A 23496-nucleotide genomic window follows, 5' to 3' on the forward strand; every position below is an offset into this window, starting at 1 on the left:
TAGGGCAACGGTCCTTTCAGGTATAGGGAGCTGCGGTCGGGCGTCGGATCGGTGGAGTGGGCGGGGCCAGCTGGTCATTCGGCCCCCGCGAGCACGACGGTCGGGGCGTCGTCGGCATGGCCATGCGGGGCGAGCCGCTGACGCACCGTATTCAGGGCGGCGGCGATCGGTGGCAGCCCGATGGAGGCCCTTCGCTGGTCCAAGGAGTCGGGCGCGCGCACCGGGCACAGCTCGACTCCTGTTGCGGTGAGGACCTGTTGAGTCCCGAACTCCTGGGGGCGACCGCTGTTGACCAGGGTGCGGTCGTAGAGGTGGGCCCAGTGCTGGACACGCGCGTCGCCGTCCTGCACTGCGCGCTCCAGCAGGGTGGTGGCCGCCCGTTGGAAATCGGCGTCGTCGTCGGCGTGAAGAGCCAGGCTCCAGGCGGCACGTGCCGCTTCGGCGCCGACGAGGCGGTGGCCGGGCCAGTCGTGTTCGGCCAGGACGCGGCGCAGCACCTTGGTGTCGGCGTGGTCGGCGTGTCGGTCCTGGCCGAGTTGGACGGCGTCGAGCTGGTTGCGCAGGCGCTTGGCTCTGCGCGCTGCCGCCTTCGTGGCTCGGTCGATGAGTTCGCGTGCGAGGTCCGGCCGCAGCGGTTCGGCGGCCGTCACGTGATGGTCCGGCTGTCTGCGGAGGACTGCGGTTCGTGGACCTGGCAGGCGATGAGCGCGCTCAGTCCAGAACGTTGCTCGGCGATAAGTTCGAGGCGAGCGGCCCGCTCCTCGTGCTGCCCCGTGCCCGATCCGCGCACGTCCCAGCCCATGTCGGTGAGCCGACGAAGGAACGGGGCGATCGGATCAACGTCGAGGGGATAGCGGGCCAGGGCCTCGGCGCGCACGAGGGGCAGGTCGCGTCGGGCGGCGAAGTCGGAGGCCCACAGGGTGATCAGCTGGATGGTGTCGTCGGAGCGGTCGGGCAGGGTGTGGATGCAGCTCAGGAAGAGACACGGGCCCTGACCCCAGCCGAGGTCGGGCGCGCGCTGCGGGATCATGCAGGCCAGCAGCAGACCGTCCTCGAACAGTCCGGCCGGCTTCGACTGCGGATTGCGGAACAGGGCTGGGACATCGGCTCGGGCGGGTACCGGCAGGCCGCGCATGGTGAGCCATCTCTGACGGTCCTGGACGAGCGCGGCGGCCTCGTCCCGCTCGGCGTCCGTGCACAGAGTCCGCATCTCGTACACGGCTGATAAGCCTGGTGCGCGCGGGTGCAGTGGTGCGGGAGACGGCTCGGAGGACGGTGCGACGGGTGACGTGTTCACTTCACTGCTCCGCTCTCCACCGTGCCGGTCGGCTTGGTGCCCAGTAGGCGCCAGGCGTGGGCCAAAACGACGAGCTGGGTGACGTCGGCGGTGCCCGTCTCGTCGAGCAGTTCGCGAGTGCGGACCGGAGATCGGCGGGGGCGATCTTGGCGGCGAGGGCGATGTCGCGGGGGGAGCTGAGTTCAGCGACCGCCTTCAGCAGCAGCTGCTGCTCCGAGTTGAGCTCAGGCGCCGGCCGCTCCGGGGCGGGTGGAGCGACCTGCTCGGCGGCCAACAGGAGATGCACGAGTACCTGCGGCTTGCAGCGAGGCGGGCAGTGGACGCTCACCCGGATGTCGCGGACGTACTGACGGACCGTGTGGGGCGACAGTCCGGTCCTCGTGGTGATGTCCTGGGCGGTGTGACCGTCCACAAGGTGCTGGGCGACACGCTGGTGGGTCGGCTTCAGCGGTGTGATCGGCGCTCTGGTCGTCGTGGACGGGGTCACGGGTGTCTCTTTCTCGGCTGGGTGGACGGCTTCCGGAAGGGGTGCCGCCGGCCTCCGCGGGGGACGGGGGCCGGCGGCACGGGCCCACGCGCGGCGGTCAGGATTCACGGGGTGCCGCGCGCGGGGGTTCATGCGGCGGTGGGGTCAGGTTGCGCCCAGGCGGCTTCGGCGGCGAGGCGTTCGGACCACTGGATGTGGTCTTCGTCGAAGGCGGCGTCGGCGAGGCGTATTCGCTGGACTTCACCGGTCCCGGCCGGGGGGTAGGTGTGCTGGATGTCGCGCCACAGGCGCTGGAGGACGTACTCGCGGTCGAGGGCTTGGGCGCCGTGCAGTTCCATGGAGTCCTGAACTGACTGCATGGCCCACTGGTGACCCAGGTACTTCGCGTTGATCAGTTCGGCGTCGCAGGGCAGGCCCTGGTCGAGGAGATGCACCGACTGGTAGGCCAGGATGCGTGCGGCGCGCAGGCGGGCCTCCATGTCGCCGACGCGGTCCCGCAGGACTGGCAGATCGGCCAGGGCGTCCCGGTAGCGGGGCCGGGCCTTCAGGTAGGAGGTCGTGGTGGCGGCGACCGCCTCGTGGATGCCCAGGCTGACGGCGGCCAGGTTGGGACGGCCGTACAGGATGCTGCTGCTCTGGGCCACGCTCAGACCCTGGCCGATTTCGCCGACCACGTTTTCCGTGGGGACGCGGACGTTGTCGAGGTCGAGGCGGCCGGCGGAGAAGCCGTGAAGGCCGAGGCCAGGGCGGTGGTCAGCGATGGAGAGTCCGGGGCGGTCGGATTCGACCATGAACGCGGTCAGCGCATGGGAGGTACGCACGCCTGCCTCGGCTGTCCGGGCGATCACGAGGTGGGCTCCCGCGAGATGGCTGTTGCCGATGTGAACCTTGTTGCCGGTGATCACCCACTCGTTGCCGGCGGGTTCAGCTGTGGTCTCGATCCCGCCGATGTGCCCGCCGGCGGTCGGCTCGGTCACCGCGATCGACAGGAGCAGCGAACCGTCCGCCACCCCCGGCAGCCAGCGGACTTTCTGTTCATAGGTGGCGAAGTGCAACAGGGCGCCGACGGGGATCAGGGTGGCCTGCAGGATGGCCGCGGCAGCAGCCGAGACGCAGCCGACGCGGTGGAGCAGGACCGTTTTGGCCACATGGCCGGCGCTCAGGCCGCCGAAGGCGGGCGGGACAGTGACGGCGAACCATTTCCGCGCGGCCATCAGATCGGCGACCTTGCGCTCCACCCGGCCCGGAGTGGCTTCCATCCGTACGGCGCGCGGCGCGACGTGCTCGGCCGCGAAGGCGTCCGCCTCGTTCCACAGCAGTTCGTGGCGGGCGGTGAGATACGGACGCAGCGCCGGAGGCGGTGTGGCGGGTGTGGCGGTCATGGTCGTCTCCCTCTCCCTGGGTGAAGGTCGCGCGGTGGAGCGGCCGGGGATCGCTAGCAGGTCCCGGGTGGGGGTGGTGAAACGGGTCTAGCGGACGGGCGCGGGGGCGATGCGGTCCATCACCTGGGCTCCCGTGCTGATGACGATGTCTCTGAGCCGCCGGGCCTCGCTCAGGGGCCGCTTCTCGGGGTCGATGACGCAGACCGTGCCCAGCACGGTGCCGCTCTCGTGGATGAGCGGGGCGCCGAAGTAGGAGCGGATGCCGACCGCGTCGACCACGTGGTTGCCGCTGAAGCGGGGGCTGGCGTGCACGTCGTGCAGCGGCAGGGCCTTCTTGCGGGCCACGACCTCCGGGCACCAGCCGTGGTCGTGGCTCATGGTGCGGCCGACGATGACGTATCCGCTGTCCGCGGGCGGCTGGTGCAGTCCGACGAAGGTCTGCTCCTCCAGGAACAGATTGACGAACCCGTACAGGAACCCGGCCTTCTCGGCCATGTCGCGGGCCAGCTCGTCGAAGTCTTCGCTGGGAGCGGTGGACAGGCCCAGGCGCTCCAACAGCTCGTACCGCTGCGCCAGTTCGGTGGACTCCTGGGCCTGCGGGCCGGTGACGGCAGCGCCGGCTGGGATGGGCAACCCGTGGGTGCCGTTGCGCATGCCGCGTTGCGGCAAGGACAGGGCGGGCGGGGCGGCTTGGGGCACGAGGTGGGGGTCGTTGGGCTGATATGACATCAGGCGTCCTGGAGGGTGGTGGTGGATGTGGGGCGAGCAGCGGGTCCTGCCGGTGCGTTCTGCACCGCGTGGCCGACGAGGGCCAGAAGGACCCCGGCGACGTGGCTCGGATTGCGGGCGTCCCACGAGGTCGCCCTCGCCCCCACCGCCCAACGGGGCGAAACGTCGGTGACCACCGGTACAGAGGCGGGCAGGTCGAGCGCGGCGCGGACCTGTTCAGGGTGATAGCGGTGGGCTCCGTCGAAGTGGTTCACGGCGACGACGAAGGGCAGGCCGATGTCCTCGAAGAAGCTGACGGGGGTGAAGCTGCTCTCCAGGCGGCGGGTGTCGACCAGGACGACCGCGCCGACGGCTCCCCGGGAGAGGTCGTACCAGAGGTCGACGAACCGGTCCTGGCCGGGCGTGCCGAACAGGAACAGTTCCAGAGGTACGGGCGCGTCGGGGAGGCTGAGGCGGCCGAAGTCGAAGGCGACCGTGGTGGTCTGCTTGGCCTCGACGCCTTCCAGGCTGTCCACGTCCGTGCTCGCCTCGGTCAGGTACTCCTCCGTGCTCAGCGGCGTGATCTCGCTGACCGCGCCCACAGCGGTGGTTTTGCCGGCGCCGAAGCCCCCGGCGATCACGATCTTCAGCACGGTCGGTGCACCAGCATGCGAGGGCGCCGAAGTCCGCAATCCCACAGGCGGGTCATCCGGCCTGGCGGTAGGCGATGGCATCGGGAAACTTTCTTTTCAGGCCCACCGAGAGGGCCGCCAATAGGTGGGTGGTGGGACGTTCATCCGCATCTGCGTCGGAGGCGGCGTAGGCAGCGGTGACGGAGACGACCAGGGCTTGGGCGTCCAGGAGGTCCGAGACGAGGATCTTGACGGCGGTGACGGGGCGGCCCAGCCGTCCCGCCAGTTCGGTCACCGACCGCCGGTGATCCCGGCACAGCGCGAGGATCTCGTCGCACTCCTCGGCCTGACCCGGGCCGGGCCGTCCGGGGCCGACGTCCAGCACGGTGTCCAGCCCGAGCAGGTGTCGCGGCCTGGTGCGCCCGCGCGTCAGCGTGTAGGTCCGCACGAACGTCGAGTCCTCGGCCGCATCGCCGTGGGTGCTCACCGGACCTCATCACCTGTGCCGACGCGGACGGGGATCTGCATGTAGGGGGCGAACTTCTGGATAAGGCGCGCCGTCTCGAATCCGACGGGCCCGGCGTCGGCGTCCGGGGCAGTGATGACGACGAGGACGGTGTCCACCTCACCGCGTTCGTTGCCGGGGTGGTCGTCGAAGGCCGCGCTGCGACCGGCGCTCTGGATGAAGAACAGGCAGTCGTCGCGCTCGATGATGACCTGCCGGGCCGGCAGCTTCTGGCGGCTGGGGCCGGTGGTGTTCGACGCGAGGGAGGCCACTCCGCTGAGCGCGGCCGACAGTTCGTCCGCCCAGTCCTTGTCGATGTCGCTGTCCAGCAGCCGCAGCCCGTCCCGCGACAGCAGGACGGCGTGCGTGACGCCCGGAGCGTCGATGGCGAACTGCCGCAGCAGCCAGGCCATGTCATCCCGCTGATGGCTGGCCGTCGTCTCGGATGCGGGCGCGACGCCGGTCGTCGGGTTCATCTCGGGGTGGGTGCTCATGGGGTGCTCCAGAAGGGGGAAGGGCCGGCGGATATGTCCGGGCCACTGGGAACGCGGAGGGGACGGGCGATAGTCAGGTCCTGGGCTGCTCGGCCGAGGCGGGAGGAGAACCGGCTGCCCCGCCGGCCTTGATGCCGGTGCGGAAGGCGGCTGCGAGCCCTGGCGTCGCCGCTGTCGCGGGGGCTTGCTCCCGCTCACGTGGTGGAGGGAAGGTCTCTGCCTGCCGTGTACGCCGGGGAAGATCGGGCGCTGGAGCAGCGTGCCCCGCCACGTCGGCTCCCGGCGGGCCCACGGTGATCGGGTGGTGGATCTGTCCTGCAGAAGGGGCAGCCGGCGCTGCGGCAGCCTGCCGTGGCGGGAGTGTGGAGGGGCGTGTTTCCCGGCGTCGAGCGCCCGCGTCACCTACAGGGGGAATCGCTACGAGGAGCCGGGCCGGAATGACGACCAGAGCCGTCGTGCCTCCCGTCACGTTCTCTTGCAGGAGAACGGACAGCCCGTGTGACTGGGCGATCTTCGCGGCGACCAGCAAGCCGAGCTGTCCGTCTCGCACCTGACCGCTGACATCGACCTCATTGGGGGCCTTGAGTAGATGATTCATCCGTGCACGGGTCTGCGGGTGCATAGGGATGGCCCTGTCCTCGACCTCGACCGCCAGGCCGTTCGGCACTCGCTGCGCCCGCACCGTCACCTTCGTTGCCGGATCGGAGCACTCGCAGGCGTTCTCGATCAGCTCGGCCAGCAGGTGCGTCAGGTCCGGACCCACGTGTCCGGGAAGCCCCAGCTCACCCCCCACGGAACCGGCCGCGACCACCACGCGCGGGTACTGCACCACCTCGGAGACCGCACCACGCAGTGTGGTCGTGATGGGCACCGGCCGGCGCACGCTGCGCAAGGACTGTCCGCCCAGCACCGCCGTGCTCTCCACCTGACGACGCATCCGCGTCACGAGGTGATCGATCTCGAAGATCTTTGACAGCAGCTCCGGGTCGTCGGTCAGCATCTCCAGCTGACTGAGCGCCGCCAGGGCCTTACTGACCAAGGCGTGCTCCCGTGTGGCCAGGCGGCGCAGCACTTCTAGAAGGACGACGGACTGGGACTCGTCGTGCACGCGTATCAGCGAGGCGACGGCCTGCATTTGGAGTGCACTGAGCGCCTTGTCGATCTCTGCGGTCGCACTGGCCGGCTGCGGCATCTGCATGTCCGGCAGCGGCGGTCGTGCCCCTCGGCACAGTTCGTCCGCCGACCACGCCACCGACTTCTCGACGGCCGCCGCAGCTCCCGTGACGGCGGTCAGCACCGCCGTGCGTCGCTCCTCCGTGGCTGTCTGTACGGCGTCGGCGGCCGTACGCACTCCGCGGGCCGCTACCAGTGCGACCCCGGCCAGTCCGCAGACCAGGCCGAGCAGGAGCCAGCCGAGAGCCACCGCGGCGGTCGACCAGACGGTGAAGGCGACGCCCAGCAGGCCCGCAAGAAGCAGCAGTGGCAGCACCACGGCACGACGGACACAGTGCATCGTGAAGGCATCGGTCCGTGGCGACCGCCTGCGGCGGTGGCCGGTCGTGGCCGGCCGTGTCGGGAACGCGCTGTCAGGCATGGGAATCCTCGTCAGTGGAAAAAGGGCGGCTAGGCGTGCTGCGACGTCAGGGCCTTGCGGTTCTGTTGCGGCCCGAGTGAGGGGGAACGGGGCGCCGGAACCGCCACCGCGCCTCGGTGAGACGAGGGTTGTGTCGCCAGCTGCTGCAGGAGCAGGGCACTCTTGATCAGGCCCATGTGGCTGAACGCCTGCGGGAAGTTCCCGAGTTGACGCTGCTGGATGGGGTCGTACTCCTCGGCGAGGAGGCCGAGGTCGTTACGCAGGGCGAGAAGACGTTCGAACAGGGCGTGGGCCTCATCCAGGCGGCCCGTCAGGGCCAGGGCATCCACGAGCCAGAAAGAGCAGAGGACGAAGGTGCCCTCATCGCCCCTCAGGCCATCCACCCCGGCGTGGTTGCCGATCGTCGGGTACCGGCGCACGAGCCCGTCCGACGTGGACAGCTCCCGGCGGACCGCGTCCACGGTGCCGATGACGCGCGGATCGTCGGGCGGAAGGAAGCCGACCCGGGGGATCAACAGCGTGGCGGCGTCCAGTTCCTGCGAGCCGTAGGACTGGGTGAAGGTGTTGCGCTCCGGGTCGAATCCCTCGGTGCAGACTTCGCGGTGGATCGTCTCGCGCAGCTCGACCAAGGGGCCCGGATCCAGCGCGAGGGCGCCGGCCTTGGCCAGGCGGATGGTTCGGTCGATGGCCACCCAGGCCATCACCTTGGAGTGGACGAAATGCCGGCGTGCCCCGCGGATCTCCCAGATCCCCTCATCGGGCTCCTGCCAGCGCTGGCCCAGGTGCTCGACGAGCCGCTGGTGCAGGACCGCAGTATCGGCGCAGTGGGCGACACCGCTCTGGTGCGCGAGGTAGAGGGTCTCGATCAACTCGCCGTACACATCGAGTTGCAGCTGGCCCGCCGCCCCGTTCCCGACCCGCACCGGGGCTGATTCCTCGTACCCCGGGAGCCAAGGCAGCTCCCGCTCCCGCAGATCACGCTCGCCGGTGATTCCGTACATGATCTGCAGGTTTTCCGGATCTCCGGCCACCGCACGCAACAGCCACCGCCGCCACGCATGGGCCTCCTGCCGGTAGCCGGTTCCCAGCAGCGCGGCAAGAGCGTCGGCGGAGTCGCGCAGCCAGGTGAAGCGGTAGTCCCAGTTCCGTCCGCCGCCGATCTCCTCGGGCAGCGACGTCGTCGGCGCAGCAACGATCGCGCCGCTCGGCGCATACGTCATCGCCTTCAGCGCGATCGAGGAACCAACCACTGCCTCGCGGTAGGGCCCGTCGTAGGTGCCTTCCTGCGTCCAGTCCTGCCAGAAGGCGAGCGTCTCGGCGAGCGCGGCCTCTGGATCGGGAACCTCCGGCGCGGCGGCGTGGGAGGGGCACCAGCTGAGCACGAACGCCACGCTCTGCCCGGCGGCGAGGTCGAAGGCACTGACGATGACGCCGTCCTTCTCCACCTGCTGGATGCCCGTGTCGAGCCACAGCGCGTCCGCGCCGGCCTCCGCGATCATGCGGCCCCCGACCTCGTGGATCCACGGGCTGACGCTGCCGTATCCGGGCCGCGGACGCAGGGCCGAGAGCATCGGTACCTCGCCGGACACACCCTCGACGATCCGGATCACCTGGGGTGCCCCGTCGCGCGGCGGCATGAAGTCGAGCACCCGCACCGACCCGGACGGGGTGCGCCAAAGCGATTCCAGGACGAGCGAGTCACTGAGGTACCGGCGCTCGGACACCGCTCCGGCGTCGGATCGGCCCCGAGGCGGGGCCGGGGCGATCTGCCAGGAGCCGTGTTTCTGCGTGCCGAGCAGGCTGGAGAAGACGGCCGGTGAATCGAAGCGGGGCAGGCACAGCCAGTCGATCGAGCCGTCGTCGCAGACGTGGGCGCTGGTCTGCATGTCGCCGATCAGGCCGTACTGCTCGATACGCGGAAGGCGAGTCATCGTGTGGATCTCCGTAGACCCCGCAGACCGGGGATGGCATCGGGGCCGCCGCAGCGGCCGGGAACGGTAGAAGAGGAAGGACGCGGTGGTCACCTGCGCGGAGAAGGTCTGTTCTACCCCGGTACGGAGTCCTCGTCCTGGGGAGCGGCGCGGCCGGACACTCGGCCACCGCAGAGAATCAGCCAGGCCGTCGGGCCGAGAACCACCGCGATCAGAATTGCCCCGGTGGCGGTCACGCCCGGGGCACCGACGCGGCCAGAGCCAAGAGGGCGAAGGCGACAGCGAAGACCGAGCCGCGCAGCATGTTGAGCTGCGGCCTCCACCAACGCCGTCTCCTCATGGGCTTCGCGGGGACGACGCCGTGAGCTTGTACGGCCGCGACGAGTGCCTGAGTGGCCTCGGCCAGCTTGACCAAATGCACCCTGCTGGGCATGTACCCGTCGGGGACGCCTGCCGAAGCGAGCTGCTGCGCGCCGCGCAGGGCCGAGGCTCCCGGCGGCACGACGGCCCTGAGCTGTCCGATGTGACCGCGAAGGCGCCGCGCCAGTTCCTCCACGTCGCCGGCGCTCTCCGGCAGTGGCGAATCCTCGTCCAACACGAGCGCCACCGTCTCCGCCGCGGCCACCGCCCGATCGCGCCGCGGGCTGGGTGCGGCGCCGATACCACCCTGCCTGCTCGAGCCAACGCACGGGCCAGCATCCCAACGGGAAGTCAGCGGCAGACGCATGACACAACTCCTCTTCACATCGGACCAACTGGGCTCGGCCGCGACTGGTGCGACGCCTGGAACAGGGCTCATCGGGGTCCTCCCAGGTGGGCGGCGCAGGAGAGCGCGGCAGCGGCGCCGATCACTTGACGTGATTGCCTGGTGACCAGCGAACACCCCGCCGCAACGGCTTGGGAACGACCTTCAGATGACGTTGACCCGTCAGTAACCTTGATTGGGGTGCCGCCGGAGCAGACGGCCCTGACATGCTGGGCGCCATGGTGACTCTCGATGGAAAGCCCGTATCCGTAGACGACCTGCTCCCCCTGGCGCTCACGAACGTCGGACACTTCACGTCCATGCGCGTCGCCTCCGACGGCAGCATCCGCGGTCTGACGCTGCACCTTGAACGCCTCACGCGGGACTGCAAGATCGTGTGGCACGCGGCCCTGAACGCCGACCGTGTCCGCGAGTACGTCCGCCAGGCCCTGGGGGGACAGGCCCTGCCGTGCGTTGTGCGCGTGACGATCTACGACCCGAAGGTCGAGATGGGCCACCCGGCCGACGCCAACGAGCCGCACGTTCTCGTGTCCGTACGCGGCGCCGGCGCCCTGCCTCCGGCCCCGCTGCGCGCCCAGAGCCTCATGTACGAGCGCGATCTGCCTCAGGTGAAGCACATCGGTCTCTTCGGTGCTCTGCGCACCCGGGGTGCAGCCCAGCGTGCGGACTTCGACGACGCCCTGTTCGTGGGCCGCGACGGCTTCGTCTCCGAGGGCGGCACCTGGAACGTGGCCTTCGTCGACCAAGAGGGCACCGTCGTATGGCCCGACGCACCTGTGCTGCCCGGTGTCACCATGGCCCTGCTCCAACAGCAAGCCGAACATCGCACCGCCACCGTCACCCTGGACCAGGCGAAGGGCATGGCCGCGGCCTTCGCCACGAACACCTCGATCGGCGTTCGCCCCCTGGCTGCGATCGACGACACCGAGTTCCCCGTAGATCACCCCGTTTTGAGGCAACTCCAGGAGGCGTACCTGTCGATCCATGGCGAGACTCTGTAGGGCAAGACCATGGCGGGGGTGACCAGGTGGACCGGCCGAGAGGCCGAGTTGTTGCGTACGGCCATGCGCAAGAAGCAGAAGGAGTTCGCCGAGCTGGTCGGTGTGAACAGTCGCCAGATCCCTCGGTGGAAGCGCCGGGGGGAGACCATCGAACTCGAACTCGACAATTAGTCGGCCCTGGATACGCTTCTCGCCCAGGCCCCGCCTGACGTCCAGCAGAGGTTCGCCGCGCTCATGACCGAACGTGCCGCTGTTGAGCACGACGAGCGCGCCGAGGAGCTGTTGCGGAGGGATCCGAGCACCCGTCGGCATCCGATCGATGGGAAGGTCATGGCCCTTGTCAGAGAAGGTATCTACCTTTCCGGTCCCGACAACCGCTCGGTGTGGCTGGAGCCGTTCCTCATCGACGTCTACCCGACGACCAACGAGGACTACGCGAAGTTCGTGCTGGCCACTAGGCATCGGCCGCCTCAGCACTGGCCCGACGGCCACTGCCCCGTCACGCTGGCCACTCACCCCGTGGTGTGGGTGACGTGGCACGACGCGACCGCGTACGCCCGCTGGGCAGGTAAAGGTCTGCCTAGCGCGCGGCAGTGGGAGAAGGCGGCTCGCGGACAGCGCGGGCGCGTCTACCCCTGGGGCAACGAGCCGACAGCCGCGAAGGCGAACACGGCCGAGGCCGGAATCGACGCGACGACTCCCGTCTCCCGCTACCAGTCCGGCGCCAGCCCATTCGGTATCTTCGACATGTGCGGCAACGTCTGGGAGTGGTGCTCCACCGAGGAGGACCCCGGCAGCGGGCGGTACCACCTGAAGGGCTCCGCTTTCACGTCCCCGTTCGAACGGGCAGCGCCGTCCCTGCTGAACACCGCCGCTGCGTCGATGAAGGACAACGACACCGGGTTCCGCTGCGCTACACCCGCCTAAGCCGGGCACTGTGACCCGTTGGTCGTATTCGCTCCGGCGCCCCGGCATCAGCGACCTGAGTCGACTAGCACTGCCTTCCGCGTCCTCGCAGGGGTGAGGGTCGCCATCGTCGCCGCGGACGCTCTCGAAGCCGTCGCGCACCGCGTCGATGACGTAATCGGCCGCCAGTTGGCAGCGCAGCCCAGAGCTGACCGTTTCTGTCGTCTCCTGATCGTTGCGGCTCTGAGTCACTCCGAGCCGAATCGCCACCTCGTGCGCCAGCGTCGTCATCACCGGCCTCCGGTAAGGCGGAAGACCGCCGTGGTGGTGTAGCCGTCGTCGCTGACCTCGACACGATGAGCGAAGACAGCGACCAGGAACATGCCGCGACCGGACATAGCGTCCGGGCCCGCGTTCGTGACTCTGGCCGGCTGCGGGTTGCCGTCCGTCACTTCGACCCGGATCTCGCCGTCGGTCTGGCGTACGACCACGCACACCGCTCCCTTGCCGTGAATCACCGCGTTCGTGACGAGTTCCGACACGGCAAGCGTGATGCCGTCGGCGTCTTGCTCCGGAACCTTCCACTCCCGAAGCCGACTGGCTGCCCTGCGGCGCATCTCGCCGACCCGCGAGCGGCGAGGTGGGAAGGTTGCGGCAAAGCTGGGGCCGACGCCCTGATGCATGTCAGCAGCAGCGCTGAGAAGCGCAGTTGTGGCTGGGCTCATCGTCGGTCTCCCGTGGCGTGCGTGGGGCGCTTGGCGTCTGGTGTGCAGTCGAAGCGGTGTCGCAGCGTGCGGCAGGTGTCCTAGTGCCCCCCACGAAGCGCTCCGGCTCAACTGAGCGGGGTGTCGAATGAGTTGGAGTATGGGCGCAGAAACGCTCTCCATGTAACGCTCATGGCGGAAGTGTCCGCATGAGCCTTCCGGGCTCTGCATCGTGCGTAACCCGGGCTGTGTTCCGCCGTGTAACGTCCCTTGTGGTCGCTACGTGCCAGACCGGACACTGGCCGCACTCGTCCAAGGGAGCGCCAGCATGACGAACGAGTCGAAGAGTGCCAAGCTGAACGGCGAGATCGAGTCGGGGCCGACCGCACGTCGTCGCCAACTCGGCTTCCGGCTGCTTGCGCTTAGGAAAGACGCTGGCCTCTCTGCTGAAGAGGCTGGCCGCCGGGCGGGCATATCGAAGGCCACGGTCAGCCGGTACGAGCAGGCCAAGGGCAACGTGCGCTGGAACCAGGTCAAACAGCTCTGCGAGGTCTACCGGGCGTCGGTAGAGGAGACAGCGGAACTAATCGACCTAGCGCAAAACAGCAAGGTCACAGACGGCTGGTGGGTTCCGTATGCCGGAAAGCTCTCCGATCCCATGAGGGTGCTTCTTCCGCTTGAGAATGAAGCGAAATCAATCTGGCACCTTTCCAACGGGGTGGTTCCCGGCCTCTTGCAGACCAGGCGCTACGCCGCGGCGATCAAAGCGACACCGAGCAACACCCTCACACCGGAACAGGTGACGGAGTTCCTGGATATGAGAATGCAGCGCCAACAGATCCTCGAACGCAAGACACCGCCGACCTACCACGTCGTCTTGGACGAGAGCGTGCTCCGCCGCAACGTCGGAGGCCCCGAGGTGATGACGGAGCAGCTTGACCTGCTGCTAGACCGCAGGGCGGAGCCGAACATCACGATCCAGGTACTCCCGTTCGATGCCGGTGCATACAGCGCAACGCTGACCAGCTTCATCGTCTACGGGGGGCCAGACCCATCCCTCGACGTCATCTTCATTGAGAACGCCGTGGGTTCCCTCTTCTTGGAGGAGGAGGGATCACGCCAGGCATACGAGAATGCGCGTGCATTCTTGAGCAGCGAAGCGCTAGACCCCGATTCCTCGGCGGAGTTGATCGCCGAGGCCCGCAAGAAGCACCTGCAAGATCAGAAGTAGCGAGGAAGACATTCGTGGCTGAACAGTCAAAGGAACCGCAGTGGTTCAAAAGCAGTTACAGCGCCTCTCCTGACAACGAGTGTGTGGAAGTTGCCAACATGCCTAAGCGGACGTTGGTCCGAGATTCCAAGCGCCCCGCCGGCCCGCACACCGGCTTTTCGCATTCAGCGTGGGCCACCTTCACTGTCCACGTCGGATCTGGGACGCCGCCTCTGCTTGGGTGAAAGGCGAGTATGCGTGCGCGGCCCGGCCCCTCGACGGGGGGCCGGGCCGTCGGTTTTTCGCCACCGCTGGGCGCGGTGCGACTCGCTGTGCGATCAGCGCGGTCGGTGGTTCCCGCCGACCAGTCTCGGGAAAAGTCCGTGAAGCAGAGCCAGGATGCGGACAATCGAAGAGCAACAGCGCTGTCCGCATCAGGGCGCCGGAGGAGAAGCCATGGCACAGAAACCCAAACCCCTGGACGAGACGGCGTCAGCGCGCGCCTGGTGGGGCAAGGAGCTGCGTAACTGGCGCACCACTCGCAAGATGTCGACGAGCGAGGTAGGCGCAAAGGTGCACCTCAGTGCCACAATGATCGAGCGCATCGAGAAGAACGAGCGCAGGTGCGACGCCGCCTTGGCCAGTCTCCTGGACGACGCCGTCGAGGCAGGGGGAGCGTTGAAGAGGCTCTGGCGCCTCGTCGAGCAGGAAGCAGCAGGGGAGGCTGCTCATGCGGACAAGTCCACTAGCGAAGCCGACCAAGGCGCCAGCGGAGCCCCGATCAAGGGCATGCTTGGACTGAACCCGCATGCGCTTTCGGAACGGAGCCAACCAGACATGGAGCGCCGCGCCTTCTTCTCCCTGGGCGGAGTAGCTGCCCTCGCCCCGACAGCCTTCATCGACCTACTCCCGTCCTCGGGGCCACACGCTCTCCCCAAGGACGTGCGACCGGAAGACATCCAGCAGGTCTTGACGGCCGCAGACACCCTCGCAGGATGGGACAACCTCTACGGTGGCGGCGGGATCGTAGGCAGTTCTTCCATGGGCCTCTTCATCTGGGCCAAGGGGCTGCTCGCCACGAAGTACCCCTCCAAGCTGAAAGCCGACCTCTACACCGCGGTCGGGCGACTCTCGGTTGTGATGGGTGCGAGCGCCTTCGACGCCTACGCACACCACGACGCGACCGAACTCTTACGGTTCGGCACTTGGTGCGCCGAGCAGGGCAACAACTGGCACCTACGAGCGGCATCTCTCAACTGGCGTGCACGCCATGAGATCTGGTGCGGCCGACCCGACGATGGCCTGACGTACGCGGAGAGCGGACTGCTTCGCTCGGACCGTCTCACCCCGCGGGAGCAGGCCATGCTCCACAACGCCAGAGCCCGAGCCTGGGCGAAGATGCGCAACCCGGACGAAGCGCTGGCAGCCATCGACTGGTCGGACCGGATCTTCGCGCGAGCCCGCGATGGTGAAGACGAGCCGTGGATGACCTACTACGACGAGGCACAGCACCACGGGGATACCGGACACGCGGCCTACGACATCGCGCTTATGCCGGGACAATCACCTGCGCTTGCAGCGTCACGCCTTGAGACGGCCATCGACGGCCACACAGACGCGTACGTACGCTCCCGCGCCCTTTCGGGCACCAAGCTCGCAACTCTCACGATGGCCACCGGAGATCCACAACAGGCCGTGGCCATCGCGAACCGCGCACTGGACGAAGTCGGAAAGCTCCGGTCCAAGCGAGCAGTCACGGACATGGAAAACCTGTCCAGCGCATCGGCCCGATACGCCCGCAGACCAGACGTGGCCGCACTCCGCAGCCGGATCACCATTACGGTCCATGCATGACCACGACGCACAGCGAGGAATCGTTCGCCGTCCTCGAAGGGGTGGCAGCCGCTGCCGGCCTCTCTCCACAGGGCGCTGAACCCATCAGGCTCGCCGAGAACGACCTGTGGAAACTGCCCCACGGCGTGGTCGTGCGCATCGCCCGTTCAGGACAGGAGGAGGCAGCCGCCCGCGAGGTGGCCGTAGCCCGTTGGCTAGCTGAGAACCACGTCCCGGCTGTGCGCCCAATGGACAGAGAGCAGCCCGTTTACGTGCATGGGCGGGCGGCCACGTTCTGGGAGCTGCTGCCTCCACACCGGCAGGGCACCGAGTCCGAACTCGGCCCCCTTCTTCGACAGATGCACCGGTTGCCCAAGCCGACGTTCCCCATCGGCCAGCTAGACCCGTTCGTGCGGATCGCTGACCGTCTGACCGCTGCGCGATGTGCCAACGACAATGACAAGACGTGGCTCCTCCACCGCCTCGACGAACTCAAGGACAAGTGGGCGAAGCTCCCGAACGGGCTGCCGCAGTGCGTCATTCACGGAGACGCCTGGGGCGGCAACTGTGCGGTGACGGACGAGGGAGCCTTGCTCTTGGACTTCGAGCGGACGTCCCTCGGACCGCCCGAGTGGGACCTGACCTCAACTGCCGTTGCTTTAGACACCTTCGGAACACTGCCCGCCGAGCAGTACAAGGACTTCAGCGAGCAATACGGCTTCGATGTCCGCGACTGGGCCGGGTATCCCACCCTGCGGAGCATCCGGGAACTGCGTCTGGTGACCTTCGGTCTGCAAACCGCGGATAAAGACCCCGCGGCGCTTGAACAGGCCCGGTACCGCATCGACTGCGTGCGGGGGCTTCGTGGAGACCGGCCCTGGCACTGGACGGCGGTCGGGTAAGCGCGGGGGGACTTCGTCTTCCTGCCGCGAGTCAGGTCCTTCAGGGCCTACACCTCGGCGGTCCGTCGTCGTCACGTACGAACACTGAGACCTAGACCGCGCAGCCACGGCTATTGATCGGATCCCCATCCTGGTGAGAGGGCCCGAGTGCCCAGCGGTCGTGAGCGTCCAGGAGGCTCTTAGCCGTAACGCCGCCCTTCTCGACGACGATGCCGAGGTCCTGATAGGCTGGCTGGCCGTGGGCAGCCCAGCGATCGAGTTCTCTCTCTGGCCTGCGACCGTCCGATCCCTGGCCTTGGTAGAGATTATGGCTCTGCTCAACGGATGGCCGGTCGGTTTCTGGTGCCTGTCAACGGGAGTGCGCTGGGGCTCGTCGACGCGCCACCGCCAGCCATGCACGCGCTCGTCAGTAGCCCCATGGGCCAAATGGTTCGGGGCGTACCTTCTTGTAGAAGGTGTAGTGGTCTGGGTCATACGAATCACTGTGACGTGACACGCTGCGCGCTTTGATGAGGAAGTCGATGTCTACACCCATCATTGTGTCGGATTGGTCGAAGACTTTCACAAGGTGCTTTGCAAGACATCGCATTGAGGTCTCCGAGATGGCGGGATCGTCGGCAAGACGTTCATGGAGATAGTCGAGCTGCCAGTAGAGTCGCGTGTACCTGTCGTCGTAGTAGACCGCCCGCGGCCGTAGCTCGTCCCTCTCGGGGAGTTGTACGGACTCGATGAGGTCAAAGCAGTCGTCCATGATTGATGTATGTAGGCGACTGTCATCGCGATTCGCGAACTTGATGTAGTAGCCCCGAGTCACTCCGGTGAACTCGTTAGATTCGCCGGTGTTGATGATTCGCCAACCTCCCACGCTCGTCGGTAGAAAGCGCTGAGCGATGGGCCATCCCTTCTCGGTATCAAGGGCGCGTTCTATATCGGCGCTGTCCCAGACATGCACAGGGATGCCCTTGTTCCGCTCGATGGCTTCCAGCCGTGTGACCACGGCGCTGGACGGCTGTGTGGAGCAGGCCAACAGGTATCCCTGGGCTTGATGCTGAGTCACCGCGTCAATGATGCCGCCGTCCGCTCCTATGTCATCGAGTCCCACGGATCTGCCCATGCCTCCGTTGGCGTGCGCCATGTGCTTGCAAGAGACGAGCCAATAGCGGATCTTCCCGCCCAGAAGTGGGGATCCTGGTTCCTCGAGGAGGAGATCCCGTCCTCCGTCAGGACCCCTGCCGGTCCAGCGTGCCTTGAAGCCCAAGAGCATAGCCACGTCACGCACGAGCAGTTCGAACCCTTCGCCATCCTTTGGGAGTTCTGTGAAGTCAAGCAAAGCCTTTTCCCTGTCTATCGCCGATTTGACCACTCGCCGGGTCAGCGTACTCGTTGCTCGGCCGATGCCTCAGAGCGGCCGTGTCTTGGTGGTGAGGTGGCCCATCGTGGTTCTCTTGTCGGAGTTTGGGTGTGGGGGTCGCCGCGTCCGCGCTTTTGATCGATAGGCGATATAGGCTCGGCCGTGGATTGGGGCAGTGAGTGCGGGACTAAACATAAACTCGACACCGCTTTCTAGTTGTTGGCTACCCTGAACAAAGGCTTCCGACGAACTCAAGGGAACCAAATGGCGTTACCGGCGAGCTCCTTACGGTTGGTGGCCTCCTGCGCGATGCGGCGGCCCGACATCAGGACCTCATGGGTCTTCTGTCTCTGTCTGGGTGGGAGCCACGCCGTAAGCGTGTGGGCGCGTTCACCGGAGACTGGCTGGCCCGGGGTAGAGGTGTGGCTCAGGAGTAGGTCGTACAGCGCGGTGGCGGGTTCGACCGGGGGCAGCCCGCACTGGGTGGCCGTTACGGAGGCGCGGGCGGGGATGGACAGTCCTTCTGCGTCGAGGTCGCCGTAGTAGAGAATCCGTTGGATTCCTCGGATTTCTTTGGCGGTTTCGATGGAGGCTTCGAAGGCACGTCCGGAGCCGAAGGCTACGGCTCTGGTGCGCCCGGGGTTCGGGGGGAGTAGGTCGCGGAGTGTGGCATAGGTATCGCTGTTCTCGGCGACGAGGAGGGTGTCGCCGTCGCCGAGCTGTCGGAAGGCGAGGGGCGGTGGTTCGCGGTAGGTACCGAGCTGTTCCAGGGTGAGGCGACCGGGGGCGAAGAGCGCACCGGAAATGAGCGCGTCGAGGCGCTTCTCGTCCTGGAAAATCTCATATGAGCGTTCGCGCAGGGAGATCGGCGCGCGAAGTTCCAGGCGGTTGCTGGTGTCGCGAAACCACCGGTTGATGAGAGCTACGACTTCGTGATGGGCGGTGGTGAGGCGCGCGGTCTGGGCCCAGTCGAGTTCGGGGCGGTAGGAGCGTCGTGTGGCGGCAGGGGTGGGCTTGGGCGGGGTGACTGCGGGCAGCCGGATGTGTTCGGGCAGGGCGGGGCGGCCGGCGTCCCACTTGCCTGCCTGGCCGTGGGGGAGGCGGAGGACGCCGGCATCGGAGAGTTCCTCGAGCAGGGTGGCCAGCACGGTGCGGGGGTTGTCGCTGCGCGCGGCGCCGGGCAGGGCCGCGGTGAAGGCTTCCATCACGGTGGCGCGCGGCAGCGTGGCCCGCTCGGCGCGGGCGTGGAGCGCGGCGCTGAGGCGGGCAGCGCCTGGCGAGAGGCGGGGCGGCTGCTCGGGGGTGGGCGCTGTCATCGCTCCGTCTCTCCCTTGGCGAACAGGCGTGCGGAGCTGATGTACCCGGTCGGTTCGGGCGCGTGGGCGTCCGGGGCGGTGCGCGGGCCGGGGATGAGGGCGTTGCGGGCTTGGTCGTCGAGACGGATCAGGGCGAGGCCGGTGCGGGCTTCGGCGTCGTTGCGCAGCTGGATGGTGGCGGGGAAGCGGGCGGTGACGGTTTCGTCGCTCAGGCCGGTGGTGTAGATGAGCTGGATTCCGAGGGCTGCGGCCATCTGCGTCTGGATGTCGACGAGGTAGGGGGCGTTGGCACGGCCGATGGGGTTGTCCAGGAGGAGCAGTCCGCCGTGGCGGGTGCGGCTGCGGGGGCCGGGGGAGGTGCGCAGCGCGGCGAGCGCGCAGTACAGCAGGATCGCTCCGGTCAGTTCCTGGCCGCCGGAGAAGATCTTGCCCATCTTCTCAACGGGCACGCGGTCCACGCGTTGGGTGGCGTTGGGTTTCATGACCTCGGCGGTGAAGCGGGGAACGGCTGCGTGCAGGCAGCGCATGACGACCTCGGTGCCTTTGAGCTTGCGGGTGCGCGGGTTGGCGGCGAGGGTGTCGATGGTTTCGCGCATCTGGGCGGCGAGCATGGCGGGGTCGGGCTTCTTGTAGCGGATGGTGAGGAAGCGCTGTCCGGCCCAGGGGGTGGGGCCGTCGGGGAAGACGGAGAAGCGGCTTGCCTGGTCGACCTGCTGGAGAAGTTCGGTGACGTAGCCGCTGAGCTGGGAGGCGAGGGCCTCACGAGCTTTGGTCATGCCTTCGAGCTGAGTTGTCAGGGCTGCGGCGGCACGGCGCAGTGCGGTGGTCCACTCACGGGCCGCTTCGGGGATGTATCGCCTGTCCAGAGCGGACATCTGAGTGCGCAAGGGGATGTCGAGTTGCTCGAAGGTGACGTCTGCGATCTGGTCCTTGAGGTTGGACACGCTCGCTTCGACCCGGCGCTCGGTGTTGGTGAGTTTGCGTTGGGCGCCTTCATAGCGGGCCATCGCCTGCTGAGCGGCCGGCTCGGCCGCATCGGCGGTGCCTTGATAGGCGTCCGGTGCGGGATGGATGCCAAGGTATTCGATCGTGGTGCCCAAGCGCGCCAAGACATTGCCGAAGGCGTCGAGTTCGCGGGTGTGCTGGCTCTGCTGCCTGCGGGCCGCGTTGTACTGCTGGTTGGTGTGGCGCTCGGCTTCCTGGGCCTGGGTCTGGGCGTCTTCGGCGCGTGTGGTCAGGTCGCGGGTCTCTTCGAGGGTGTGCGGGGTCCACCGCTCGGTGTCCTGGGCGCTGAGGCCACGGGCTGGGCCGGTAAGCGTGTGGTGTCGTTCTTTGAGCCGGCTCTCCTTGTCGCGTAGCCGCTGAAGCTGGTCTTGGAGACTGTTGATCTGCTGGGTCAGGCCGCGCTCTACAGCGTCTCGTTGGACCTCATCCGCGGCGGCAGGGGTGCGGCTGCACTCTCGGGCGAGGGGCTTGATCCGGTCGGGGACCTGCGCCCACTCTTCCTGGCAGGCGCGCAGGGTGTTTTCTGCGTCTGTGGCGCGCTGGCGTTGGTCTTCCCCGATGTCCACACTGCGCAGGTCGTCGAGGGCCTGCTCGTAGTGGTACTGGAGTGCGGCGAGCGCTTCGGGGGGCGTGCCCTCGGCTTGCTGAGCCTGCTCTGCCTCGGGCGTCGCGGTGATCTTCTTGCGCGCCTGGGCATGACTCCGGGCCAGCTGGGTGGCGGCTTCCACGGCCCGGGTCATGCGCGTGATGTCGTCGTCGGCTGCTCTTTCTTTCTCGTCCAGTGCTTCGAGTTCGCGCCGACGCTGCTGGGCAACTTCCTCCAGGACGGCGATCCGGTCGCGTGCCTGGACGGCCTTGTTCTCCGCCTCCGCGAGCCGACGCAGGTCCTGGGCGGTGCCGGTGGCTTTGCGGTGGGCTGAGTCCTGCTCCTTGCAGGCCCCTTCGGCAGCGGCGACGGCATCGTCGAGTTGTTCGGCACCGGCGCGCGCGGCGTCAAGGCTGACTTGGGATGCCTCCGCCGCCTCGTGGAGCTCCTGGAGCTGTTCGAGCCGGACCGGTACGGGCACGGAGCCGGTTTCGTGCAGCCAGTTCGCGATCTTGTTGTCCAGATCGCGGGTGAGGGCGATGCGGCCCTCAAGCTCCGCCAATGCCTGGGCGGAGGCCGCCAGGCGTGCTTCGACTCCGGCGCGTTCCACTGCGGCGGCCTGCTCGTCGTGCAGGGCCGGCGTCGGCTCGGGCACCATCCGGCCGCTCACGTCCGGTGCAGGCGTCAGCATCCGCTCTCCGGTCCCCACCGCGATCGCCGCAGCGGGCAGGGGACGGGTGCGCTCCAGATGACGCTGCGCCGCTTCCAGCGCCGGGGGGCCGCCGCTCACGATGACGCCGCCGACCAGGTCCGGGTGGGCGGTGATGACGCTGTGGTGGTCGTCTGCGGGGACGTTGTCACGCAGCCACTGCCAGCCCGGGACGGCGTCGGTGCCGTGGGCCGTGAGCTCGGCGCACAGGGAGCGGACCTCTTTGGTGGCGGGCAGAAGGCCGTCACTGATGTCCAGGGCGGCGAGCAGTTCTTCGTCCGCGCTGTGCTCGTGCTGGGTCCGCCGCAGTGTCGTGTCCAGAGCGGTGCTCCGGCGCCCGGCCAGGTCCTGCAGTGCGGTGCAGTGGTCGGCGAGCCAGGCCAGGGCATCGCCGTCTTGGAGGTGCTCGGGGCTGAGCTCGAGTAGTTCTGCGGTCAGCGCGTGGCGGCGTACTCTCTCGGCGCGGTCGCGCAGCCGGGTGATGGCTGCTTCGGCTTCCTGGGCCGCTCGGCGGTCGTCGAGAGCCTGCTGCTGGACGTCGGGCAGCCGCTGGTATGCCTCGGTGCGGCGGGTGCGGGCAAGGCCCTGTTCCTGCTCCGCTTCCTCGAGCAGGCGGCCGTGGTGATCTGCTTCGGCGTCCATCCGTGCCGAGGCGTCCGCGGCGCTCTCGTCGGTCTTCACCTGCTCCTGCTCACGGGCGGTGTGCAGCTGCTGCTCGAAGTCCTGCACCTGGCGGCGGAGCAGGCGCTGTTCTCCCTCAGCCGTGCCAGCGTGCGTGTGGAGCGAGTTGCTGCGCTCACGCCACTGCTGGATGCTGCCGCGAGTCTCGACGATCTTCTTGTTCAGATCGTCGGCCTCGGTGCGTGCCTGCGACTCGGCTGCCGCGTAGCGCGCCCGCACGCTGCCGCGGCTGTGTCACGCGCCTGTACATACGGGGCAGCGGCCTGTTCGGCCTGCGAGAGGGCCTGCTGCATACGGCTGTGGTGATCCTGGGCTGCCGCGTGACGCAGGGCGACGGGGACGCTGCGCCAGCCCGCCAGGCTGTCCTGCACCTCCTGGGATTCCCCGGCCACTCTTTTCTGCTCCGCGGCTGCTTCGCGCAGCTCGATACCGCAAGAAGCCAAACGCACATGCGCCACCCGCACATTGGCGACGTCCAGGTCCTGCTTGGCTGCTTCATGGTCGCGGTATGCGGTGTTGACCGTGCCCGTGGTTGTCTGCGCGGCCGCAATGAGGATCTGATGCCGGCGCATCAGCCCTGACGCGAGGGTGACCAGGCCGGATTTGGCCTGGGCGGTCTCCCGCTGCTGGTCGGTGTGCTCCTGGTGCCGGTCGGCGACCTGGGAGCAGATCTGCTCCATGGCCAGGGCGAACTGCCGCTCCTTGCCCAGCTTCTCGCGCTGATCGTGCGCGCTCGCATAGGTCGCGAAGGCATCACCGAGTTTCGCGTACGTGTCGTCGTCGTTGGCCTTCTCCAGCAGCCACTGGACGAACGCTCCGGCGCTGGAGGTGGTGAACGCTTCGGCCGCGCCGCTCTCGGTGGCATTCATCTTGCGCTGGACATCGAAGAGGCCGGGCTCAAGCCCCAGGCCGTCTTGGTGTTTTTCCCACTTCTCCTGCACCTCCAGGATCTGCAGTTCCAACGCCTCTACGGTGCTCTGCAGTTCGCGCAGCTCGGTGCAGTAGTGGTCGAAGGGCAGCCAGTGCCCGTCGCGGTGGAAGGGAAGGGCGTCGGCGCTCAGGGCAGCGCTCGGGTGGAAGCTGTAGAAGCGGCGCTTGATGCCGTCGCCCTCGGGAGCGAGGACTTGCGCGGTGACCAGGAGCCTGCCGGTGCGGGCATCGGCCCATTCCAGGACAATGTGGGAGGGCTGGGCCAGGGAGACGACGAAGTTCCGCAGCACCTCCAGGTCCTGGTGGCGGCGCGGGATCGTGGTGCAGGTGATGCCGGTCAGCAGCACGCCTTTGCCGCCGCCGTTTTGGAGCATGACCAGGCTGGCCGGTGAGGGCCGCTGCGTGACGTGCCCGGCCACCGGCACCAGGGAGGCCGCCTGTACCGGTGCGCCCACTGCGGAGAAGTCCAGGTCCACGTTCTCGTAGCGGGCATCGCGCGGCCCGAAGTTGCGCAGCAGGATGCGGTTCAACTCGTACATGAAGAGGGGTCCTTGCGTCGCGGAGGC

At 67.9% G+C, this 23496-nt stretch carries 23 protein-coding genes; 7 read left to right on the forward strand and 16 right to left on the reverse strand.

Going from position 1 to position 23496, the window contains the following annotated elements:
• Window positions 1–74: 74 nt before the first annotated feature.
• The 11 genes from F0344_RS24335 to F0344_RS24385 form a co-directional block, all read right to left on the reverse strand.
• Window positions 75–650 carry a DUF6624 domain-containing protein gene (locus tag F0344_RS24335; protein ID WP_185300800.1) on the reverse strand — a complete coding sequence of 192 codons (576 nt, stop codon included), beginning with the start codon at window positions 648–650 and terminating at the stop codon, window positions 75–77.
• Complete coding sequence (locus tag F0344_RS24340) at window positions 647–1219, reverse strand: hypothetical protein (protein ID WP_185300801.1); 573 nt, start codon at window positions 1217–1219, stop codon at window positions 647–649. The genes F0344_RS24335 and F0344_RS24340 overlap by 4 nt, the downstream gene beginning before the upstream one ends.
• 79 nt (window positions 1220–1298) lie before the next feature.
• The gene (locus tag F0344_RS24345; RefSeq protein ID WP_258050091.1) at window positions 1299–1784 is read right to left on the reverse strand and encodes a helix-turn-helix transcriptional regulator; all 486 of its coding nucleotides are present in this window, start codon (window positions 1782–1784) and stop codon (window positions 1299–1301) included.
• A gap of 128 nt (window positions 1785–1912) precedes the next feature.
• The gene (locus F0344_RS24350; protein WP_185300802.1) at window positions 1913–3166 is read right to left on the reverse strand and encodes an acyl-CoA dehydrogenase family protein; all 1254 of its coding nucleotides are present in this window, start codon (window positions 3164–3166) and stop codon (window positions 1913–1915) included.
• Window positions 3167–3253: 87 nt separating this feature from the next.
• Window positions 3254–3895 (reverse strand): GAF domain-containing protein, encoded by a 642-nt coding sequence (locus F0344_RS24355; protein WP_185300803.1) that lies wholly within the window; start codon window positions 3893–3895, stop codon window positions 3254–3256.
• Entirely contained in the window at window positions 3895–4527 is a 633-nt protein-coding gene (locus F0344_RS24360) for a GTP-binding protein (RefSeq protein WP_185300804.1), read from the reverse strand. The genes F0344_RS24355 and F0344_RS24360 overlap by 1 nt, the downstream gene beginning before the upstream one ends.
• A gap of 52 nt (window positions 4528–4579) precedes the next feature.
• Window positions 4580–4993: a DUF742 domain-containing protein gene (locus tag F0344_RS24365; RefSeq protein ID WP_185300805.1), complete on the reverse strand. Its 414-nt coding sequence runs from the start codon at window positions 4991–4993 to the stop codon at window positions 4580–4582.
• Window positions 4990–5505, reverse strand: coding sequence for a roadblock/LC7 domain-containing protein (locus tag F0344_RS24370; RefSeq protein ID WP_185300806.1), 516 nt, complete (start codon window positions 5503–5505; stop codon window positions 4990–4992). Before F0344_RS24370 ends, F0344_RS24365 begins: the two co-directional genes overlap by 4 nt.
• A 73-nt stretch (window positions 5506–5578) precedes the next feature.
• A complete protein-coding gene (locus F0344_RS24375) occupies window positions 5579–7099 on the reverse strand; it encodes a sensor histidine kinase (protein WP_185300807.1) in 1521 nt (506 codons plus the stop codon).
• Between the two features lie 29 nt (window positions 7100–7128).
• Entirely contained in the window at window positions 7129–9030 is a 1902-nt protein-coding gene (locus F0344_RS24380) for a glycoside hydrolase family 15 protein (RefSeq protein ID WP_185300808.1), read from the reverse strand.
• A gap of 232 nt (window positions 9031–9262) precedes the next feature.
• Window positions 9263–9655 carry a DUF6415 family natural product biosynthesis protein gene (locus tag F0344_RS24385; protein WP_185300809.1) on the reverse strand — a complete coding sequence of 131 codons (393 nt, stop codon included), beginning with the start codon at window positions 9653–9655 and terminating at the stop codon, window positions 9263–9265.
• A gap of 359 nt (window positions 9656–10014) precedes the next feature.
• Here F0344_RS24385 and F0344_RS24390 point away from each other — a divergent pair, with 359 nt between their 5' ends.
• From F0344_RS24390 to F0344_RS24395, 3 genes are all read left to right on the forward strand, one after another.
• Window positions 10015–10797: an aminotransferase class IV family protein gene (locus tag F0344_RS24390; protein WP_185300810.1), complete on the forward strand. Its 783-nt coding sequence runs from the start codon at window positions 10015–10017 to the stop codon at window positions 10795–10797.
• A gap of 18 nt (window positions 10798–10815) precedes the next feature.
• Window positions 10816–10968, forward strand: coding sequence for a hypothetical protein (locus F0344_RS36100; protein ID WP_258050092.1), 153 nt, complete (start codon window positions 10816–10818; stop codon window positions 10966–10968).
• A gap of 63 nt (window positions 10969–11031) precedes the next feature.
• Window positions 11032–11724 (forward strand): formylglycine-generating enzyme family protein, encoded by a 693-nt coding sequence (locus F0344_RS24395; RefSeq protein ID WP_258050093.1) that lies wholly within the window; start codon window positions 11032–11034, stop codon window positions 11722–11724.
• Between the two features lie 269 nt (window positions 11725–11993).
• Here F0344_RS24395 and F0344_RS36585 read toward each other — a convergent pair whose 3' ends face one another.
• Entirely contained in the window at window positions 11994–12638 is a 645-nt protein-coding gene (locus F0344_RS36585; RefSeq protein ID WP_308460989.1) for an ATP-binding protein, read from the reverse strand.
• A gap of 97 nt (window positions 12639–12735) precedes the next feature.
• On the opposite strand from F0344_RS36585, the gene F0344_RS24405 reads away from it, so the two are divergent.
• The 4 genes from F0344_RS24405 (at window position 12736) to F0344_RS24420 (ending at window position 16352) form a co-directional block, all read left to right on the forward strand.
• Window positions 12736–13638, forward strand: coding sequence for a helix-turn-helix domain-containing protein (locus F0344_RS24405; RefSeq protein WP_185300811.1), 903 nt, complete (start codon window positions 12736–12738; stop codon window positions 13636–13638).
• Window positions 13639–13652: 14 nt separating this feature from the next.
• The gene (locus F0344_RS24410; protein ID WP_185300812.1) at window positions 13653–13862 is read left to right on the forward strand and encodes a DUF397 domain-containing protein; all 210 of its coding nucleotides are present in this window, start codon (window positions 13653–13655) and stop codon (window positions 13860–13862) included.
• Between the two features lie 211 nt (window positions 13863–14073).
• Window positions 14074–15471: a helix-turn-helix domain-containing protein gene (locus tag F0344_RS24415; RefSeq protein ID WP_185300813.1), complete on the forward strand. Its 1398-nt coding sequence runs from the start codon at window positions 14074–14076 to the stop codon at window positions 15469–15471.
• The gene (locus tag F0344_RS24420) at window positions 15468–16352 is read left to right on the forward strand and encodes a phosphotransferase family protein (protein ID WP_185300814.1); all 885 of its coding nucleotides are present in this window, start codon (window positions 15468–15470) and stop codon (window positions 16350–16352) included. Before F0344_RS24415 ends, F0344_RS24420 begins: the two co-directional genes overlap by 4 nt.
• Window positions 16353–16758: 406 nt before the next feature.
• Here F0344_RS24420 and F0344_RS24425 read toward each other — a convergent pair whose 3' ends face one another.
• From F0344_RS24425 to F0344_RS24440, 4 genes are all read right to left on the reverse strand, one after another.
• Window positions 16759–17715, reverse strand: a complete 957-nt coding sequence (locus tag F0344_RS24425; protein ID WP_185300815.1) for a restriction endonuclease — start codon at window positions 17713–17715, stop codon at window positions 16759–16761.
• A gap of 239 nt (window positions 17716–17954) precedes the next feature.
• The gene (locus F0344_RS24430; RefSeq protein ID WP_258050094.1) at window positions 17955–19019 is read right to left on the reverse strand and encodes a DUF2220 domain-containing protein; all 1065 of its coding nucleotides are present in this window, start codon (window positions 19017–19019) and stop codon (window positions 17955–17957) included.
• Window positions 19016–22219, reverse strand: a complete 3204-nt coding sequence (locus F0344_RS24435; protein WP_185300816.1) for a hypothetical protein — start codon at window positions 22217–22219, stop codon at window positions 19016–19018. Before F0344_RS24435 ends, F0344_RS24430 begins: the two co-directional genes overlap by 4 nt.
• Entirely contained in the window at window positions 22162–23469 is a 1308-nt protein-coding gene (locus F0344_RS24440) for a hypothetical protein (RefSeq protein ID WP_185300817.1), read from the reverse strand. Before F0344_RS24440 ends, F0344_RS24435 begins: the two co-directional genes overlap by 58 nt.
• Window positions 23470–23496 lie beyond the last annotated feature (27 nt).

Origin of the sequence: Streptomyces finlayi (assembly GCF_014216315.1) — a bacterium.
In the GTDB taxonomy this organism is placed as follows: Bacteria; Actinomycetota; Actinomycetes; order Streptomycetales; family Streptomycetaceae; genus Streptomyces; species Streptomyces finlayi_A.

Excerpts from the sequence above, each read along its gene's own strand:
- F0344_RS24390 (WP_185300810.1), top strand. The coding sequence starts at position 10,015 with ATGGTGACTCTCGATGGAAAGCCCGTATCCGTAGACGACCTGCTCCCC.
- F0344_RS24430 (WP_258050094.1), bottom strand. The coding sequence starts at position 19,019 with ATGACAGCGCCCACCCCCGAGCAGCCGCCCCGCCTCTCGCCAGGCGCT.
- F0344_RS24395 (WP_258050093.1), top strand. The coding sequence starts at position 11,032 with ATGACCGAACGTGCCGCTGTTGAGCACGACGAGCGCGCCGAGGAGCTG.
- F0344_RS36585 (WP_308460989.1), bottom strand. The coding sequence starts at position 12,638 with ATGCAGAGCCCGGAAGGCTCATGCGGACACTTCCGCCATGAGCGTTAC.
- F0344_RS24440 (WP_185300817.1), bottom strand. The coding sequence starts at position 23,469 with ATGTACGAGTTGAACCGCATCCTGCTGCGCAACTTCGGGCCGCGCGAT.
- F0344_RS24405 (WP_185300811.1), top strand. The coding sequence starts at position 12,736 with ATGACGAACGAGTCGAAGAGTGCCAAGCTGAACGGCGAGATCGAGTCG.
- F0344_RS24355 (WP_185300803.1), bottom strand. The coding sequence starts at position 3,895 with ATGTCATATCAGCCCAACGACCCCCACCTCGTGCCCCAAGCCGCCCCG.
- F0344_RS24380 (WP_185300808.1), bottom strand. The coding sequence starts at position 9,030 with ATGACTCGCCTTCCGCGTATCGAGCAGTACGGCCTGATCGGCGACATG.
- F0344_RS24415 (WP_185300813.1), top strand. The coding sequence starts at position 14,074 with ATGGCACAGAAACCCAAACCCCTGGACGAGACGGCGTCAGCGCGCGCC.
- F0344_RS24375 (WP_185300807.1), bottom strand. The coding sequence starts at position 7,099 with ATGCCTGACAGCGCGTTCCCGACACGGCCGGCCACGACCGGCCACCGC.
- F0344_RS24420 (WP_185300814.1), top strand. The coding sequence starts at position 15,468 with ATGACCACGACGCACAGCGAGGAATCGTTCGCCGTCCTCGAAGGGGTG.
- F0344_RS24370 (WP_185300806.1), bottom strand. The coding sequence starts at position 5,505 with ATGAGCACCCACCCCGAGATGAACCCGACGACCGGCGTCGCGCCCGCA.
- F0344_RS24350 (WP_185300802.1), bottom strand. The coding sequence starts at position 3,166 with ATGACCGCCACACCCGCCACACCGCCTCCGGCGCTGCGTCCGTATCTC.